This is a genomic window from Sphingobium sp. BS19 (genome assembly GCF_027925545.1).
Lineage (GTDB): Bacteria > Pseudomonadota > Alphaproteobacteria > Sphingomonadales > Sphingomonadaceae > Sphingobium.
The window spans coordinates 36,636-53,469 of sequence record NZ_BSEF01000005.1 but is presented as its reverse complement, the minus strand read 5'-3'; the positions used below and the strand labels follow the sequence as shown (position 1 = coordinate 53,469).

13 protein-coding genes are annotated in these 16,834 nt (G+C 62.5%); 6 read left to right on the top strand and 7 right to left on the bottom strand.

The annotated features are described in order from the left end of the window. Positions 1–14: 14 nt before the first annotated feature. The 7 genes from QMG56_RS06330 to bchF form a co-directional block, all read right to left on the bottom strand. On the bottom strand, positions 15–1,442 hold the full coding sequence (locus tag QMG56_RS06330; protein ID WP_281821744.1) for a BCD family MFS transporter: 1,428 nt from the start codon (positions 1,440–1,442) through the stop codon (positions 15–17). Beyond that, positions 1,439–2,125, bottom strand: coding sequence for a magnesium protoporphyrin IX methyltransferase (gene bchM / locus QMG56_RS06325; RefSeq protein ID WP_281821743.1), 687 nt, complete (start codon positions 2,123–2,125; stop codon positions 1,439–1,441). The genes QMG56_RS06330 and bchM overlap by 4 nt, the downstream gene beginning before the upstream one ends. Next, positions 2,125–3,018, bottom strand: coding sequence for a ferredoxin:protochlorophyllide reductase (ATP-dependent) iron-sulfur ATP-binding protein (bchL, locus tag QMG56_RS06320; RefSeq protein WP_281821742.1), 894 nt, complete (start codon positions 3,016–3,018; stop codon positions 2,125–2,127). The genes bchM and bchL overlap by 1 nt, the downstream gene beginning before the upstream one ends. Before the next feature lie 12 nt (positions 3,019–3,030). Beyond that, positions 3,031–6,720 carry a magnesium chelatase subunit H gene (locus tag QMG56_RS06315; RefSeq protein ID WP_281821740.1) on the bottom strand — a complete coding sequence of 1,230 codons (3,690 nt, stop codon included), beginning with the start codon at positions 6,718–6,720 and terminating at the stop codon, positions 3,031–3,033. Next, complete coding sequence (gene bchB / locus QMG56_RS06310) at positions 6,710–8,302, bottom strand: ferredoxin:protochlorophyllide reductase (ATP-dependent) subunit B (RefSeq protein WP_281821739.1); 1,593 nt, start codon at positions 8,300–8,302, stop codon at positions 6,710–6,712. Before bchB ends, QMG56_RS06315 begins: the two co-directional genes overlap by 11 nt. 139 nt (positions 8,303–8,441) lie before the next feature. After that, positions 8,442–9,725 carry a ferredoxin:protochlorophyllide reductase (ATP-dependent) subunit N gene (locus tag QMG56_RS06305; RefSeq protein ID WP_281821738.1) on the bottom strand — a complete coding sequence of 428 codons (1,284 nt, stop codon included), beginning with the start codon at positions 9,723–9,725 and terminating at the stop codon, positions 8,442–8,444. Beyond that, positions 9,722–10,249, bottom strand: coding sequence for a 2-vinyl bacteriochlorophyllide hydratase (gene bchF, locus QMG56_RS06300; protein ID WP_281821737.1), 528 nt, complete (start codon positions 10,247–10,249; stop codon positions 9,722–9,724). Before bchF ends, QMG56_RS06305 begins: the two co-directional genes overlap by 4 nt. Positions 10,250–10,471: 222 nt before the next feature. Here bchF and QMG56_RS06295 point away from each other — a divergent pair, with 222 nt between their 5' ends. The 6 genes from QMG56_RS06295 (at position 10,472) to QMG56_RS06270 (ending at position 16,834) form a co-directional block, all read left to right on the top strand. Beyond that, positions 10,472–11,368, top strand: a complete 897-nt coding sequence (locus QMG56_RS06295; RefSeq protein WP_281821736.1) for a B12-binding domain-containing protein — start codon at positions 10,472–10,474, stop codon at positions 11,366–11,368. Positions 11,369–11,402: 34 nt separating this feature from the next. Further along, entirely contained in the window at positions 11,403–12,824 is a 1,422-nt protein-coding gene (gene ppsR, locus QMG56_RS06290; RefSeq protein ID WP_281821735.1) for a transcriptional regulator PpsR, read from the top strand. A gap of 77 nt (positions 12,825–12,901) precedes the next feature. Beyond that, positions 12,902–13,810: a chlorophyll synthase ChlG gene (gene chlG, locus QMG56_RS06285; RefSeq protein WP_281821734.1), complete on the top strand. Its 909-nt coding sequence runs from the start codon at positions 12,902–12,904 to the stop codon at positions 13,808–13,810. After that, positions 13,798–15,147 carry a BCD family MFS transporter gene (locus QMG56_RS06280; protein ID WP_281821732.1) on the top strand — a complete coding sequence of 450 codons (1,350 nt, stop codon included), beginning with the start codon at positions 13,798–13,800 and terminating at the stop codon, positions 15,145–15,147. Before chlG ends, QMG56_RS06280 begins: the two co-directional genes overlap by 13 nt. After that, positions 15,144–16,355, top strand: coding sequence for a geranylgeranyl diphosphate reductase (locus QMG56_RS06275; protein ID WP_281821731.1), 1,212 nt, complete (start codon positions 15,144–15,146; stop codon positions 16,353–16,355). Before QMG56_RS06280 ends, QMG56_RS06275 begins: the two co-directional genes overlap by 4 nt. Then, complete coding sequence (locus QMG56_RS06270; protein ID WP_281821730.1) at positions 16,352–16,834, top strand: TspO/MBR family protein; 483 nt, start codon at positions 16,352–16,354, stop codon at positions 16,832–16,834. The genes QMG56_RS06275 and QMG56_RS06270 overlap by 4 nt, the downstream gene beginning before the upstream one ends.

Here is a 16,834-nt window from a genome sequence, read left to right as displayed (position 1 = left end):
CCTTTCTTGGGCCGTCAGATTGGAAATTCGCTGAGGCCAAAGCGCTGTTGCGCTCCGTCCCATTGCTTGATGGTGGGGCGGGCGAGCGGGCGCAGGACGGCGATGGTGCCGAACAGCATCAGTATTTCGGCGACATAGACGAAGGCGTAGCCGGCGGCGGGGGCGGCAAAGGCGTCGCCCAGTGCACGGTTGACGGCGGCGCTGGAAATGATGTCGCGGGCAAAAGCGCCGATGGCGATGGCGAGGCCCGCGCAGGTCGCCTGCACCGCCCCCCATGCGCCGAGCGCGAGGCCGTTCTTGCCTTCATCCGATATGGCCATCGCGGCGGTGAGGGTGCCGACCGAGAACATGCCATTGCCAAAGCCGATGAGCATGCCGCCAATGGCGAGGATAGCGCCCGATTGGAGCGGGGCTGCCAAAATGACGAGGAGGAAAGCGAAGATGCCAGCGCGTGCGCCGATGCTGGCAAGGCGGTGCGGGTCGCGACCGGTCGAGAGCTTTTGCGCGGCGAGCGAGAAGCCGCCGAGCATACCCATCGCCCACAGGCCGGTCAGCGAAGTGGTTGCGCCTACCGAGAGGCCGAGGATTTGACCGCCATAGGGTTCGAGCAGCACATCCTGCATGCTGAACGCTGCAGCGCCGAGACCCACGGCAGCCAGCAGGCGCTTGGTGGTGGGGCGGACGATGAATAGGTACCAGACTTCGCGGAAGGTCGGGCGGTGATCCTGCTGCGCAGTGGCCTGACGGTTGCGGGCTTCCTGCTTCCACAGCGCCGTCATGTTGAGGATGACGGTCAGCAGCGCCGCGCCCTGAATGATCTGGACAAGACGGGTGGGGGTGAAATTGCTCAGCAACTGACCGATGATCAGCGCGCTGATCATCACGCCGAGCAGCAGCATGACATAGAGCAAGGCGACGACGCGGGGGCGAGCGGCGGCTGGGGCGAGGTCGGTGGCGAGCGCCAATCCGGCGGTCTGCGTCGTGTGCATTCCCGCGCCGACCATCAGGAAAGCCAGCGCCGCGCCGGCATGGCCGAATACGGCTGGACCATGGCCTTCGCCCGTCATCACCAGCAGCGCGAAGGGGAGGATTGCGAAGCCGCCAAATTGCAGCAAGGTGCCAAACCAGATGTAAGGAACCCGCTTCCACCCCAGCTTTGAGGTGTGGGTGTCCGACTTAAAGCCGATGAGTGCACGTAGCGGCGCGAACACCAAGGGCAGCGACACCATCAGCGCGACCAGCGTCGCCGACATGCCCAGTTCGACGATCATTACGCGATTGAGGGTGCCGTTCAGCAGTACGGCGGCCATGCCCACGGACACCTGAAACAGCGACAGGCGCAGCAGGCGGCCCAAGGGCAACTCCGCTGTTGCCGCATCGGCGAAGGGCAGGAACTTCAGCCCGACCTTGTTCCAGAATGCGTGGGTACGGCTCGTGGTCATAGCGTGACGACCTCCAGGGCGTGACTGGTGTAGAAACCGCCCTGTACCTTCAGATCGCGGCCCAACCGGGTAGTGGGCATCGCGTTGACGATCAGGGTGCGGAGCAGGCGTTCCTTGACGGGCAGGATCGCTGGTGAACGGTCGCTGCGCGGGAAAAGCCGACCCATGCCGAGCGCCGCCATCAGCAACGGCGTCTGCGGTGCGAAGGTGAAGAGCATTGAGCCGTCGGTGCGTTCCGACAGACCCTTCAGCACATCGACGATATCGAAGGCGGGATAGTGGATCAGCGAGTCCATCGCGACGACATGATCGAACGTGCCAAGCGCTGGATCGTGCATGTCGCCCACGCGCCAGTCGATCGACAGCCCTTTTGGCGCGCGGCGCTTGGCGATGTCGACCAGGCTGCCTGCCACGTCGATGGCGACCACATGCGCGCCGCGCTGTGCCGCTTCGACCGCGAGTGCGCCAGTGCCGCACCCGGCATCGAGCAGGCGCATACCCGTCATGTCGGCTGGGAGCCAGGAAAGCAGCGTGTCACGCATCCGGTTGCGACCGGCGCGCACCGTGGCGCGGATGCCGCTGACCGGGGCGTCGGACGTGAGCTGTTCCCAGGTCTTGCTGGCCGTGCGGTCGAAATAGGTTTCGAGGCGGCTGCGATAGGAAGCGTAGGTAGCCGTGGCCATTATTCGAACCCCAGAAATTCGAAGATCTCGCGATCCTTCATCGGCTGCGCGTCCAGCGGATCGCACCCGGCCCACATTTGCGCGGCAAGGCGCTTATATTCGAGGCAGGCGGCATCGACTTCGGGCGTCGAGTCCATTTCGAAGAGCGTGCATTTTTTGAGGCGGCTGCGGCGGATTGCGTCGAGATCGGAGAAATGCGCAAGGCGCTTGAGTCCGGTGGCTTCGTTGAAGCGGTCGATCTCGTCAGTGGCGGCGGAGCGGTTGGCGATGACGCCGGCCATGCGCACATCGTAATTCTTCGACTTCGCCTTGATGGCGGCGACGATGCGGTTCATCGCGAAGATGCTGTCGAAATCATTGGCGGCGACGACCACCGCGCGCTCGGCATGTTGCAAGGGGGCCGCAAAGCCGCCGCATACCACATCGCCCAGCACGTCGAAGATTACGACGTCGGTTTCTTCCAACAAGTGATGCTGTTTCAATAGCTTGACAGTCTGTCCGACGACATAGCCTCCGCAGCCGGTGCCAGCGGGCGGGCCACCGGCCTCCACACACATCACGCCGTTGAAACCTTCGAACATATAATCTTCGGGGCGCAATTCTTCGGCGTGAAACTCGACGGTTTCGAGGACGTCGATCACCGTCGGCATCAGCTTTTTGGTCAGCGTGAAGGTCGAGTCATGCTTGGGGTCGCAGCCGATCTGCAGCACGCGCTTGCCAAGCAGCGAGAAGGCAGCGGACAGGTTCGACGAGGTGGTCGACTTGCCGATCCCGCCCTTGCCGTACACCGCGAATACCTTGGCGTTTCCGATGCGGTCGTTGGGATCCATCTGGACCTGAACGCTGCCGTCACCGTCGAGGCGCAGTTTTGAAGGGGGGTCGAGTAATGCCATGTTGTTTTATCCTTACGCCGCGACTTTTTGAGGGACTTGAGCCACGACGCCTTCGAGGCGGTCTTCCAGTTCGTCACTGGCGGCATGGAGCGCCGCCAGCGTAGCCGCATCGGGCGTCCAATATTGGCGTTCCGATGCTTCGATCAGGCGATTGGCGACGCGCGCCGATGCCTTGGGATTGAGGGCCGCGATGCGTTCGCGCATGGCGGCATCCAGCACATAGGTTTCACTGATCCGCTGATAGACCCAGGGATCGACTTCGCCGGTGGTGGCGGACCAGCCCATCGTCGTGGTTACATGCCCCTCGATCTGGCGGACGCCTTCGTAACCGTGGCGGAGCAGCCCTTCGGTCCAGACGGGGTTGAGGATGCGGGTGCGGGTTTCCAGAGCGACCTGTTCCTGCAAGCTGCGGACTTTGCCTACGCCCTGCGTCTGGTCGCCGATGTAGACCGGCGCGGTGGCACCGCCCTTGGCACGGGTGACGGCGCGGCTGATGCCGCCCAGCGCATCGACATATTGATCGATGGCGGTGATGCCGAGTTCGACGGATTCGAGGTTCTGATAGGCGCAATCGACGGTCTTGAGCGCGGAGGCCAGGATCGCGGCCTGCCGCACCGGCGCGCCGGACACGCCATAAGCATAGCCCTTCTGCCGTTCGAAACTGTCGGCCAGTTCGTTGGGATCGGTCCATGCGCCGGTGTCGATCATCAGATTGACGTTGGCGCCATAGGCACCTTCCGCGTTGGAGAAGACGCGCAATGCCGCGGTATCGATGTCGCAATCATGTTCGGCCTGATGCGCGAGGGCATGTTTGCGGATGAAGTTCATCTCCAGCGGTTCGTCGGCCTGCGCGGCGAGGAGGGCGGCTTGGGCGAGCATCCGCGTCTGGAGCGGCATCAGGTCGCGGAACACGCCGGACAAGATGGCGATCACATCGATGCGGGGGCGACCAAGTTCGGCGAGCGGGATCAGTTCGGCCCCGGCAAGGCGGGCGTAACCGTCGAAGCGGGGGCGGGCGCCCATGAGCGCCATCGCCTGCGCGACTTGTGCGCCTTCGCTCTTGAGATTGTCGGTGCCCCACAGGACCATCGCGACGGTCTCGGGCAGATGGCCCGAGTCCGTCATGCTGCGCTCGATCAGGCGCTGTGCCTGTTCCGCGCCATTGCGCACGGCAAAGGCGGAGGGGATACGGAAGGGGTCGAAGCCGTGGATGTTGCGGCCCGTGGGGAGGATGTCGGGGGTGCGGAGGATATCGCCGCCGGATACCGGGCGGATATATTTGCCGTTGAGTGCATCGACGATCCCGTCGAGTTCGCCATTGGACGACAGCGCGATGTCGAGTGCGGCGAGTTCCTGCAGCAGCGGTGTGTCGGCGGCGATGGTGCCATCCATCATGGCAATGACCGTGTCGCGATCGATCGGGGTTTCGCGCGTGCTGGCCGAGGCAAGCAGCATTTCGATGCGTTCTTCGCGGGTGGCGGCTGAACCTGCGACATGCAGACCCTGCGGGATGAGTTCGCGCTCGATTTCGTAGAGGCGGGCGGCAAGGGCGGGAATGTCGGTGCCGTCTAGGTCGAGGGCAGCGGCTTGCTCGGCGATGATGTCTGCAAGGGCCGTCATGTCATCGGCATCGTGATCCGCGCCGCGCCAGCGATCGACCGATGCCTTTAGGTCGGCCAGCCCCTTGTAGACGCCTGCATTGATGAGTGCGGGGGTGAGGTAGCTGATGAGTGTCGCGCCCGACCGGCGCTTGGCGAGCACACCTTCGGACGGGTTGTTGGCGGCGTAGAGATAGATGTTGGGCAAGTCGCCGATCAGGCGGTCCGGCCAGCACATTGCGCTGAGGCCCGTCTGCTTGCCGGGCATGAATTCCAGGCTGCCATGCGTGCCGTAATGCAACACGGCATGGGCGCGGAAATCTTCGCGCAGCCAGCGGTAGAAGGCCGCAAAAGCATGGGTCGGGGCGAAACGCCCCTGGAACAGCAGCCGCATGGGATCGCCTTCGATGCCGATGGCCGGTTGAATACCGACGAAGACATTACCGAAGCGCGCGCCGAGGATATGCACCGATGCACTATCGGCTTGCAGCTTGCCGGGGGCCGGACCCCATTCGCGTTCGATATCGGCAAGGTAGGTTTCATTAGCGACGATGCTGTCCGCGCTGACCCGTGCATGGACATTGCCATCCGCGCCATAGCGGGCGGCGTTGCCGTTGAGGATCGCATCGCGCAGCGCGTCGACGCTGGCGGGGACATCGACCATATAGCCTTCGCTGGCGAGGCGGCGGAGCGTGGCGTGGAGGGATTCGAACACGGCGAGGAATTGCGCGCTGCCTGCTGCGCCTGCATTGGGCGGGAAGTTGAAGAGGACGATGGCTACGCGGCGCTCGGCGGCTTCGGCGCGGCGCAGTTCGATCATCTTGAGGACGCGGCCCGCAAGGGTTTCGGCGCGTTCGCTGCAGGGTTGCATGGCGCGAACATCGCCGCCCGCGGGGAAGACGCAGCCGCGTGTGCAGCCTGTGCAGGGGGTGTCCGATCCGTCCGAGCGTCCGCCGAACACCATCGGGACGGTGCCGCCGTCCAGTTCGGGAATGGCGACCATCATGGTGGATTCGAGCGGCAGCAGCCCCTGACGGTTCGCGCCCCAGCTTTGCAGCGTCTGGAACTCAACCGGATGCGCGGCGATATAGGGGCGGTCCAGCCGTGCGAGGATATCCTCGGCAGCGGCAGCGTCGTTATAGGCAGGGCCGCCGACCAGGCTGAAACCGGTGAGATTTATTACGGCGTCGACCGTCGCATGACCGTCGCGCATGAACAGCGTTTCGATGGCGGGACGTCCATCCAGACCGCCGGTGAAGGCGGGAATGACATTGAGGCCGCGCGCTTCGAGCGCTGCGATCACGCCATCATAATGGCCCGCATCCTTGGCCAGCACATAGGAGCGCAGCATCAGGACGCCAACGGTGCCGGTCGCGTTGCGCTTCATCGGCAGGTCGGATGCCAGCTTGCTCATCCGCTGCTTGAGCGCAGGGTGATAGACACCGACATCGGGATATTCGCGCGGGGCCACGGCCTTCATCATGGCGCGCAGCGGCTGGCGCGGCCCGGCGGCATAGCGCCCTATCAGCGCGCGGATCAGGTCGACCATATTGTCGTCCGACCCGGCCAGCCAATATTGCAGCGTCAGAAAATAGGCGCGCACGTCCTGCGCGGTGCCGGGGATGAAGCGGAGGATCTTGGGCAGGCGGCGCAGCATCGTCATCTGTTTCGCGCCGGAGCTGGCGCCGGGCTTGGACGATCCGCGCAGCTTCTTGAGCAGTGCGAGCGGGCCGCTGGCGGGCTTGTCCATGCGATAATCGCCCAGCCGGGTCAGCTTCACGATTTCGGTGCCGGACATCAGGCCGACCATCGCATCGCAGTCTTCGCGGCGTGCGGTCAGATCGGGGAGGACGGCGTTGATGTGGTCTTCCAGAAACAGCATGGTGCACAGGATGATGTCGCCGCGCGCAATGTCGGCGCGGGCAGCGGCCAGCGTTTCGGGCTTTTCCTCCCAGTCGGCGGCGGCGTGGAAGCCGATGCTGATGTTCTGGCCCGCTGCAGCAAATTGTGCTTCGGCGCGGCGGACGGCACCCGACAGGTGATTGTCCAGCGTGACGATGACAACGCGGACGGGGGGCGTGGGGGAGGAAGCTTCAGCGCGCATAATGGGCCTTCGCATCATAGAGTGTCTCGAGCGTGATAGCGGCGAGACCCTGCTCGGTGGCGAAACGCTCGGTATTCCGACGCGCTTTCCCCCGAACGAAGAACGGGATTTTCAGCAATTCCTTTTCGGCTTCGGCGGACCAAACTCCATTCAAACCGCCGTTCGTCCCGAGCGTAGTCGAGGGACTTTCCGCTGCGCCCGGTATCGGTCCCTCGACTTCGCTCGGGACGAACGGGGAGGGGGTGGCCAGGGCGACACGCCCGTGGCCCAGATGGCTGGCACCCGCGCTGTCGCTAAATTCGAAATCGTCGCGGAACATGGTGAGCAGATGCTCTTCCAGTCCCATGACGAGCGGATGGACCCAGGTGTCGAAGAGGACGTTCGCGCCTTCGAACCCCATTTGCGGGCTGTAGCGCGCGGGAAAATCCTGCACATGGACCGGCGCGGAAATGACGGCGCAGGGGATGCGCAGGCGCTTGGCGATGTGGCGCTCCATTTGCGTACCGAGCACCAGTTCGGGCTGCAACGCGGCGATGGCGTCTTCGACTTCCAGATAGTCGTCGGTGATGAGTGGTTCGACGCCGTAGAGCTTGGCCGCATCGCGCAGGTCGCGGGCAAATTCGCGGTTGTAGCAGCCGAGGCCGACAACGGTGAAACCCAGTTCGTCGCGCGCTACGCGGGCAGCGGCAATGGCATGGGTGGCGTCGCCGAAGATGAAGACGCGCTTTGCGGTAAGATAGGTCGAATCGACCGAGCGGCTCCACCAGGGGAGGCGGGAGTCATCCAGCGCTAGGGCTGCATCGACGCCCGCGATTGCGGCGACTTCACGGATGAAATCCTTGGTCGCACCATAGCCGATGGGGACAGTGCGGACAGTCTTTTGGCCGAAGGTCTTTTCCAGCCAGCGGACAGTGGTATCGCCGATTTCGGGGTAAAGGAGGATGTTGAAATCCGCTTCTCCGATCCGCACAATGTCGGCGGGCGAAGCGCCCAGCGGTGCGGTGAGATGGACGTCGATGCCCATGCTATCGAGCAGGCGCGTGATCTCGATGATGTCGTCACGATGGCGAAAACCCAGCGCCGTGGGGCCGAGCAGATTGGCGCGTGGGCGACGGTTTTCACGGGGAGCGGGGCGCAGATCCTTGTCGGCAAGCTTGCGCACGATCTGATAGAAGGTTTCGGCCGCGCCCCAGTTTTCCTTGCGCTGATAGCTGGGCAGTTCGAGCGGAATGACCGGGATGGGCAGGCGCATTGCATCAGTGAGCCCCGCCGGATCGTCCTGAATAAGTTCGGCGGTGCAGGAAGCGCCGACGATCATCGCTTGCGGTTGATAACGGGCATAGGCTTCGCGGGCTGCTGTCTGGAAGAGTTCGGCAGTGTCCTTGCCGAGGTCGCGCGCCTGAAAGGTTGTGTAGGTGACGGGCGGGCGCTTGCCGCGCCGTTCGATCATCGTGAAGAGGAGGTCGGCATAGGTGTCGCCTTGCGGCGCGTGCAGGACATAATGCAGACCTTCCATCGCGGTGGCGATCCGCATGGCCCCGACATGGGGCGGGCCTTCATATGTCCAGACGGTCAGTTGCATGTTGCACCCGCCTCTGTTCCGTTCGCCTTGAGCCTGTCGAAGGGCTTTCCTTCTCGTTCAGGCAGACGAGTAACAAGGAAGTGAAAGGCTTCGACAAGCTCAGCCCTAACGGAGGAGAGAATGTGCTGAACCATCATCCTCACACCCTCAACACATCGCGGCGGCGCAGAGGTCGTGCAAACAACTCGGCCAGATCGCCAGCCTGATCGAAGCCGTGAATGGGTGAGAACACCAGTTCGATGGCCCATTTGGTCGTTAGCCCTTCGGCCTCCAGCGGATTTGCGAGGCCGAGGCCGCAAACGGTGATGTCGGGTTGCGCGGCGCGTACGCGATCAAGCTGACGATCAACATCCTGACCTTCGCTGATAACCGTGGTGCTGGGCAGCAGCGCTAGATCCTGCGCCAGATGGCGGCGGTGGAGGTAGGGCGTGCCGACTTCGATCGGCACCATGCCAAGTTCCTGGCTCAGGAAGCGCGCGAGCGGTACTTCGAGTTGTGAGTCGGGCATGAAGAAGATGCTCTTGCCTGCCAGCTTTTCGCGGCAATGTTCGATGGCGCGCTTGGCGCGTTCGCGGCCCGGCGCGATGACGCTGCGGAAATGCATTTCTTCGATGCCGAAGGCTTGGGCAGCGGCGTGGAGCCAACTCGTCGTGCCTTCCGCGCCGAAGGGGAACATCGCATCGAGCCGTTGCGCGCCGCGATCTTCGAGCGAACGGGCGGTTTCACCAAGGAACGGCTGTGCCAGCAGATAGCGGGTATTGGGTCCAACCGGGGGCAGATCGGCGGATTTCCGCGCAGGCAGGCAATGGACCGGCCCGATGCCGAGCTGCGCGAAGATGCGCAGGAATTGATCCTCGACCACATCGGGCAACGCACCGACGATCATTAAGGCAGGCGCGGCATTGGCCGGTTCTGCGGGAATCTCCGGCACCAGTGAGGCGAGGCAGGCGTCTTCGCCTTCGGTGAAGGTGGTTTCGATGCCGCTGCCCGAATAATTGAGGATGCGGACGTTCGGGCTATGCTTGCCGGACAGGCGCTGCGCAGCGCGCGAGAGGTCCAGCTTGATGACTTCCGACGGGCAGGAGCCGACAAGGAACAGCATCCTGATATCGGGGCGGCGCGTCAGCAAGCGGTCGACGACGCGGTCCAGTTCCTCGTTGCAATCGGCCATGCCCGCAAGATCGCGTTCCTCGATGATTGCGGTGCCGAAGCGAGGTTCGGCAAACACCATCACGCCCGCCGCTGATTGCAGCAGATGCGCGCAGGTGCGCGATCCGACCACGAGGAAGAAAGCGTCCTGAATCTTGCGATGCAGCCAGATTATGCCGGTGAGGCCGCAGAACACTTCGCGCTGTCCGCGCTGACGCAGGACCGGCGCGCAATCGGTGCTGGCCGGGACAGCGGCAGGAAGCGCGGGGGTCATGCGGTCACCATCGCGGCGTTACCGGCGTCACGTGCACTTTGCAGGCGGGCTGCGCGCAGTTTCAGGATGAACTGCGTCGCATTGATGGCGTAGGTGGCATAAGCGGCCAGCGCGATCAGCATCCGCTCGCGTTCCGTCCCCCAACCGAGGAAAAGCGCGGCGAGATACGCCGTGTGCAGCGCCAGCACGAACATGCTGAAAAAGTCTTCCCACCAGAACGCCTCTGCGAACAGCCACTTGTCGAAGACGACCTTCTCCCAGATGCAGCCAGTGATCATGATGGTGTAGAGCGCGATAGTCTTGACCACGATGGAGAGCGCGGCAGCGCTGGCACCTTCGCCGGTGGAAAGGTAGCGCAGGACCAGCGCCAGGCTAACGAGGAAAATCAGGAACTGGACGGGAGCCAATATCCCCTGCACCAGCGTCCAGCGGGACTCGTCCCGGCGGCGGCGCTGTTCGGGCGTGTAGAGCGGGACGATGGTACGCTCCGTCTGCCTTTCCAGTGATGGGGTGTCCGACCGCATCCGTTCCCGCCTCTGCTTTCGTTATGGCAGAAGAGTAGGTCAGCGTCGTGTAAAGTGTCAACTAAATTAGACATCCAAAAATATTTACACATGCTGCGGTGCGGCATCGTTCCTTGTTGTCAAGTTCGCTTAACAGGCATACCATTCGAGTCGGCAGGGGAGCCAGACGGGCAACTCGAGCTTGCAGCCAACAAGGCTGTCGCCTGGCTAGGAGAGTCCGGGATGTCGTCGATGCTTGGTTTGGCAAGGTCATCGCAACCCGCTAACCGCGGTGACTTCCAGCGACGTATAGACAGCGCACAAAGCCTTCCGGCCTTTCAGGTCCGCCTGGGTCACGACCATGACTTTTCCATTACGAAGCTGATCGAGGGCGAAATAATTCCGCGGTTGCTCGTCGCCCATGCAACCGATGCGCCTCCCCTGGTTCCGGTCGATGGCATGGACACCATCACGCAGGATGAAGTTGAAGCGTTTGCGCCGCTTTCCTTGCGCGTGGAGGCAGCCGATCTGCTGGATCGCGTCGAAGCGATCCTCGCTCGTGGCGTGTCAGTGGAAACGCTGATGGTCGATCTGCTGGCGCCGACGGCGCGGTTGCTGGGCGAATATTGGAAGCGAGACGAATGTGATTTCGTTGAAGTAACAATGGGTTTGTGGCGGCTGCAGGAAATCGTCCACGAAATCTCCGCACGAACGCCCGCTGCCCGTCAATGTGCCGCCGGAGGGCGCCGCGCGTTGATCGCGTCGATGCCCGGTGACAAGCATAGCTTCGGCGCGCTGCTGCTGGACGAAATGTTTATCCGCGACTCTTGGATAACCGACCGGTTAAGCGAGGTGACCACTGCCGAACTGTTGGGCCGGGTAAGCGAAGAATGGTTCGATTTTGTCGGATTGACGATTGGCTATGATTACCATATCGGAGCGCTGCCCACGACCATAAAGGGGCTTCGGAGCGTATCTCGCAATCCGCGGTTGTGCATAATGGTTGGAGGGCCCACGTTCGTTAATAATCCTGACCTCGCGGCACAAGTGGGTGCTGACGGTACTGCCCCTGATGCAAAGCTGGCGGTCAAGCTGGCGGGGAAATTGGTTGCTACCCATGAAAGGGAGGCAACTTACTGAGTTAGTTGTCTTTCGGGAGCTAAGCACCGCGTCGATGAACAGGCACAATCCTAACGCCCTGACGAGTGCATTTGCGTTCCCCGATGCGCTGTCTGGGATGTTGTCGGGCGATGTCACGTCTGCATTGCTTGCATCGGTGGGCGATGTGGCCTTTGTGCTGGACGATAAGGGCGTCATTCTCGACGTTGCGGTCTCCAATCCCGAATTGCTGCGATATGGCTTCGCCGATTGGGTCGGGAAGGCATGGATCGATACCGTCAGTAGCGAAAGCCGCGAAAAGATCGCCGAATTACTGACGCACGGCCATGCGATGCAGTGGCGGCAAGTCAACCATCCGACGGGTGCAGGCGAAATTCCGGTGCGGTATATGCTGTCCGGCACCGGCACAGGTGGGCGCTCCATCGCAATCGGTCGCGATATGTTGAGCGCGGCGGCTATCCAGCAGCGCTTGCTCCAGACGCAGCAATCGCTTGAACGCGATTATGTGCGGCTGCGTCAGGCCGAAGCGCGCTATCGCTTGCTGTTCGATATGGCATCCGAACCTGTGTTAATCGTCGATGCAGGCACGCGACGGATTACCGAGGCCAATCCTGCCGCCGAACGCCTTTTGGGTGTGAAGGAAGGCGGACTGTCCAATCAGCCTGTCAGCAGTATATTGGATGCCGCAGACCGCGAAGCCTTTATCGCGCATCTGGGTGCCGCTGGTGTCGTCGATGACGTTGCGCCCGTGATGGGGCATCTGGCCAACAGCACGATCGAAGCGCAATTTTCCGCGCGGCTTTTCCGGCAGGGCCGCACCGCACTTGTGCTGGTGCGCATCGAAGTGGTCGATGGCGCACGGGAGCCGACCAAGCAGGATGCGATATTGGGCAATATCGTCGAGCGGATGCCCGATGCGTTCGTTTTGGCGGATGGCGATCTCAACATTCTGACCGCCAACGAAGCATTCGTCGAATTGAGCGAAATGCCAGTGGCGGACCGGGTGGCGGGCGAAAATCTGGGTTCTTGGCTGGGGCGTCCCGGAATCGATCTCGACCTGATCGTCAATCAACTGCGCGAACATGGATCGGTGCGCAATGTTGCAACGATTGTGCGTGGGTCAGCAGGCGGACAGGAAGAAGTCGAAGTGTCGGGCGTGATGGCGCCGATGGACGATGGCATTTGCTTTGGCTTCACGATCCGCAATGTCGGGCGCCGGGTGCGGACATTGGCACCGGTCGAGCGGGACTTGCCGCGCTCGGTCGATCAACTGACCGAACTGGTCGGACGGATGCCGCTCAAGGACATCGTGCGCGAAAGTACCGACCTGATCGAGCGTCTGTGTATCGAGGCGGCATTGACGTTCACCTCCGACAATCGGGCTTCTGCTGCGGAAATACTGGGGCTGAGCCGACAGAGTCTCTATTCGAAATTGCACCGGCATGGCCTGGGCAATCTGGTGCCTGCCAGCAACTGATCCGCTGCGCGTCGTTTTCCATATTATAAGTGTCAATTTTGTTTGACGACATGGTGTGTCAGGCATAGCTTGCACATATGGCGCAGACTCTCCCCACCGCCTCGGCGACACCCCTTCCGGCTCCGCGCGACGTGCTGGAATTACTCAAACCTATCACTTGGTTTCCGCCGATCTGGGCGTTTATGTGTGGCGTCGTCTCCTCCGGCGCGCCCATATCCGAACGCTGGCCGTTCTTTTGCGCAGGGATTTTGCTGACAGGACCGCTGGTGTGCGGGACCAGCCAAGCGGTGAACGACTGGTTCGACCGGCATGTCGATGCGATCAATGAGCCGAAGCGGCCGATCCCTTCGGGGCGGATTGCTGGCAATTGGGGTCTGCGGATCGCCATCATCGGCTCGCTGCTGTCGCTGATCGTGGCATGGGCGACCGGGCCGTGGGTGTTCGCGGCGACATGTCTGGGTGTCCTGTGCGCCTGGGCCTATAGCGCGCCCCCTGCGCGACTTAAGGTAAGCGGCATCTGGGGACCGGCGGTGGTGGCGCTCACCTATGAAGGGCTGACATGGTTTACGGGGGCCGCGGTCATGGCGGGTTCCTTGCCCTCGGTGCCGGTACTCATCGTTTTGACGCTGTATAGTGCAGGGGCATTCGGCATCATGACACTCAATGATTTCAAGGCAGTAGAAGGCGATCGTGCCATGGGGATACGGTCGCTGCCGGCTGTTATGGGAGTGGACCCGGCGGCGCGGCTGGCCTGCATCATCATGGCTGTGCCGCAAGTGATCGTCGTGGCGCTGCTGGCGCAATGGGGGCATGCGGTCGTTGCCGCTATCGTGGCGGCGTTGCTGGTGGGGCAATTGGGGCTGATGATCCGCCTGCTGCGCGATCCGCTCAAGCACACGCCATGGTATAATGCCACCGGCACGACGCTGTATGTATTTGGCATGTTGGCGTCGGCTTTCGGTCTGGGTGGAGCATGGGGGCTGTGAGGGTCGTGCAGCCCGCACCTCCGCTCGGCTGGGTTGGCATCGTCCGCATGGGGCTGGTGCAAAGTGCCATTGGCGCCATCGTGATGTTGGCGACATCGCTGCTCAATCGCGTGATGGCGGTCGAATATGCGCTGCCCGCTGCGCTGCCTGCAGGGCTTGTAGCGTGGCATTATGCCGTCCAATTGTCGCGCCCTGCATGGGGCCATAAGTCCGACAAGGGGCGTCAGCGGACGCCATGGATCATCGGCGGTATGGGAATGTTGGCGCTTGGCGCGCTGCTGGCGGTCAACGTGCTGACGCTGCTCGCGGGTCGGCAGGTGTCGGGTTATTTGCTGATGGTCGTGGCATTTTCGATGATCGGCGCGGGTGTCGGCGCGGCAGGGACTTCACTGCTGGCGCTGCTGGCCACGCGCGTTGCGCCCGAACGAAGGGCAGCGGCGGCATCGATCACCTGGATCATGATGATTTCCGGCATCGTCATCACGGCGGGGGTCGCTGGCAGCCTCCTTGACCCCTTCTCGCTACCTCGCCTTGCGATGGTTTCGGGTGGTGTAGCGCTGTCGGCCTTTCTGCTGTCGATCATTGCGATCTGGGGCATTGAAGGTGAAGCTGCACCCGTCGCGCGACGTCGCGATGTACCCACGCCCGATTTCCGCGCTGCCATTGCAGACATTCTGGCGGATGACGATGCCCGCCGGTTCACGCTGTTCATTTTCCTCTCGATGCTGGCCTATTCGATGCAGGATCTGATCCTGGAACCCTTTGCGGGCCTCTTGTTCGCCATGACGCCCGGGCAATCGACTCAGCTATCGGGTGTGCAGCATGGTGGCGTGTTGGCGGGTATGATCCTTGTCGGTGTCGGCGGCAGCTATTTCGGGCGTTCGCCCGCGGCGCTCCGCTTGTGGATTTTCGCCGGATGCCTTGGATCGGCGATGGCGCTGCTCGGCCTCTCCATTGCGGCGCGGGCGGGCGAGGGCTGGCCGCTCGCCGCGAATGTCGCGTTTCTGGGCTTTGCCAACGGAATGTTTGCGGTCGCTGCGATCGGCACGATGATGGCCTTGGCGGGTGCAGGTGGCGGCGCAGATACTGGCCCGCGCGAAGGCGTGCGCATGGGCGTGTGGGGCGCTGCACAGGCCATAGCCTTTGGTCTGGGCGGATTGACCGGCGCAGTCGGCGTCGATGTCGCCCGCGCTTTGGGCGGATCGACCGAGCGCGCGTTCACGATGGTGTTCGGAGTGGAGGCGATGCTGTTCCTCGGCGCTGCATGGTTGGCGTTCCACGTCGCGCGCCCGTCGCGCCCGGCAATCACACAGCTTGCAGGAAAGTTGGCGACATGACCCATATGCGCGAATATGACGTGGTGGTGATCGGTGGCGGACCTTCGGGCGCCACCGCAGCAGATGATCTGGCGCGGGCAGGGCGCAGTGTCGCGCTGCTCGACAAGGCAGGGCGGATCAAACCTTGCGGCGGCGCTATCCCACCGCGGCTGATCCGCGATTTCGATATTCCCGATCACCTGTTGGTGGCCCACGCAACGTCCGCCCGGATGATCGCTCCATCGGATACCGCAGTCGACATGCCCGTAGGCAACGGCTTCGTCGGGATGGTCGATCGCGATATATTCGACGAATGGCTGCGTGGTCGCGCGGTTGCAAACGGCGCAGAGAGGTGCACAGGTACATTCGACCGGATAGAGCGCGATGCCGATGGCCGCATCAGTGTGATCTATACTGAGCGGCGCGGCGGCCGCGAATTGCGCTTGCATACGCGCAGCGTCATCGGCGCAGATGGCGCGCGGTCCGGCGTGGCGCGTGCCGAATTGGCAGGGGCTGCCCGCAATCCATGTGTCTTTGCCTATCACGAAGTTATACGGGCACCGCAAGCCGCACTGGCCGCTGCCGCCGATTTCGATGGGGGGCGCTGCGACATATTCTATCAGGGGCATTTGTCTCCGGATTTTTATGCGTGGGTATTCCCGCATGGTGACACGGCCAGCATCGGCGTAGGCAGCGCGAATAAAGGCTTCGATCTGCGCGATGCGGTGGCGCGGTTGCGGGAGCAGACCGGGCTGGACGCGTGCGAAACGATCCGTTGCGAAGGTGCGCCAATTCCGCTCAAGCCGCTCAAACGCTGGGACAATGGCCGCGATCTGGTGGTGACGGGCGATGCAGCCGGTGTCGTCGCACCGGCATCGGGCGAAGGCATTTATTACGCGATGTTCGGCGGCCGTTGCGCCGCGCAAGCCATCGACGCTTTTCTCAGCACCGGGCGTGCGGCTGCGCTGAAACAGGCCCGTAAAACCTTCATGCGGAAACATGGGCGGGTCTTCTGGATTCTGGGGATCATGCAGTATTTCTGGTATAGCAGTGACAAGCGGCGTGAAAGCTTCGTCAAAATCTGCAAGGATCCCGATGTGCAGCAACTGACCTGGGATGCGTATATGAACAAGGAACTGGTCCGCAAAAGGCCGATGGCGCATATGCGCATTTTCCTGAGCGATATGCGGCATTTGCTCGGGCTGGGATCGGCGTCCGCTTCGCGATGATCCGCGCCTGGCTGTTTCCGATCCTGATTGCCGCGTCCATTGCCATTGGTGTGGCTGCTTTAGGTGCGACGATCACAGACATCGGCCCTTGGTATCGTAGCTTGGTCATGCCCCGGTGGGCGCCACCGGATGCAGCATATGGAATTGGCTGGACGATCATCTATTCGCTGACTGCGCTTGCGGCGGTCACGGGATGGCATGCGACACGTACGCGGGACGAAGCCGACAAGTTGATCGGCCTGTTCGCGTTGAACGGCTTTCTCAATATCTTGTGGAGCCTGTTGTTCTTCCGGCTACATCGTCCCGATTGGGCACTGTTCGAAGTGATGCTGCTGTGGCTGTCGGTTGGATCGCTGATCCTGTTTACCTGGCCGCGATCGATGGCCGCAGCGTTGTTGCTTGTGCCTTATATTTGCTGGGTGACGTTTGCGGGCTATCTCAACATGACGATCGTGCGGCTGAACGGGCCGTTCGGATGA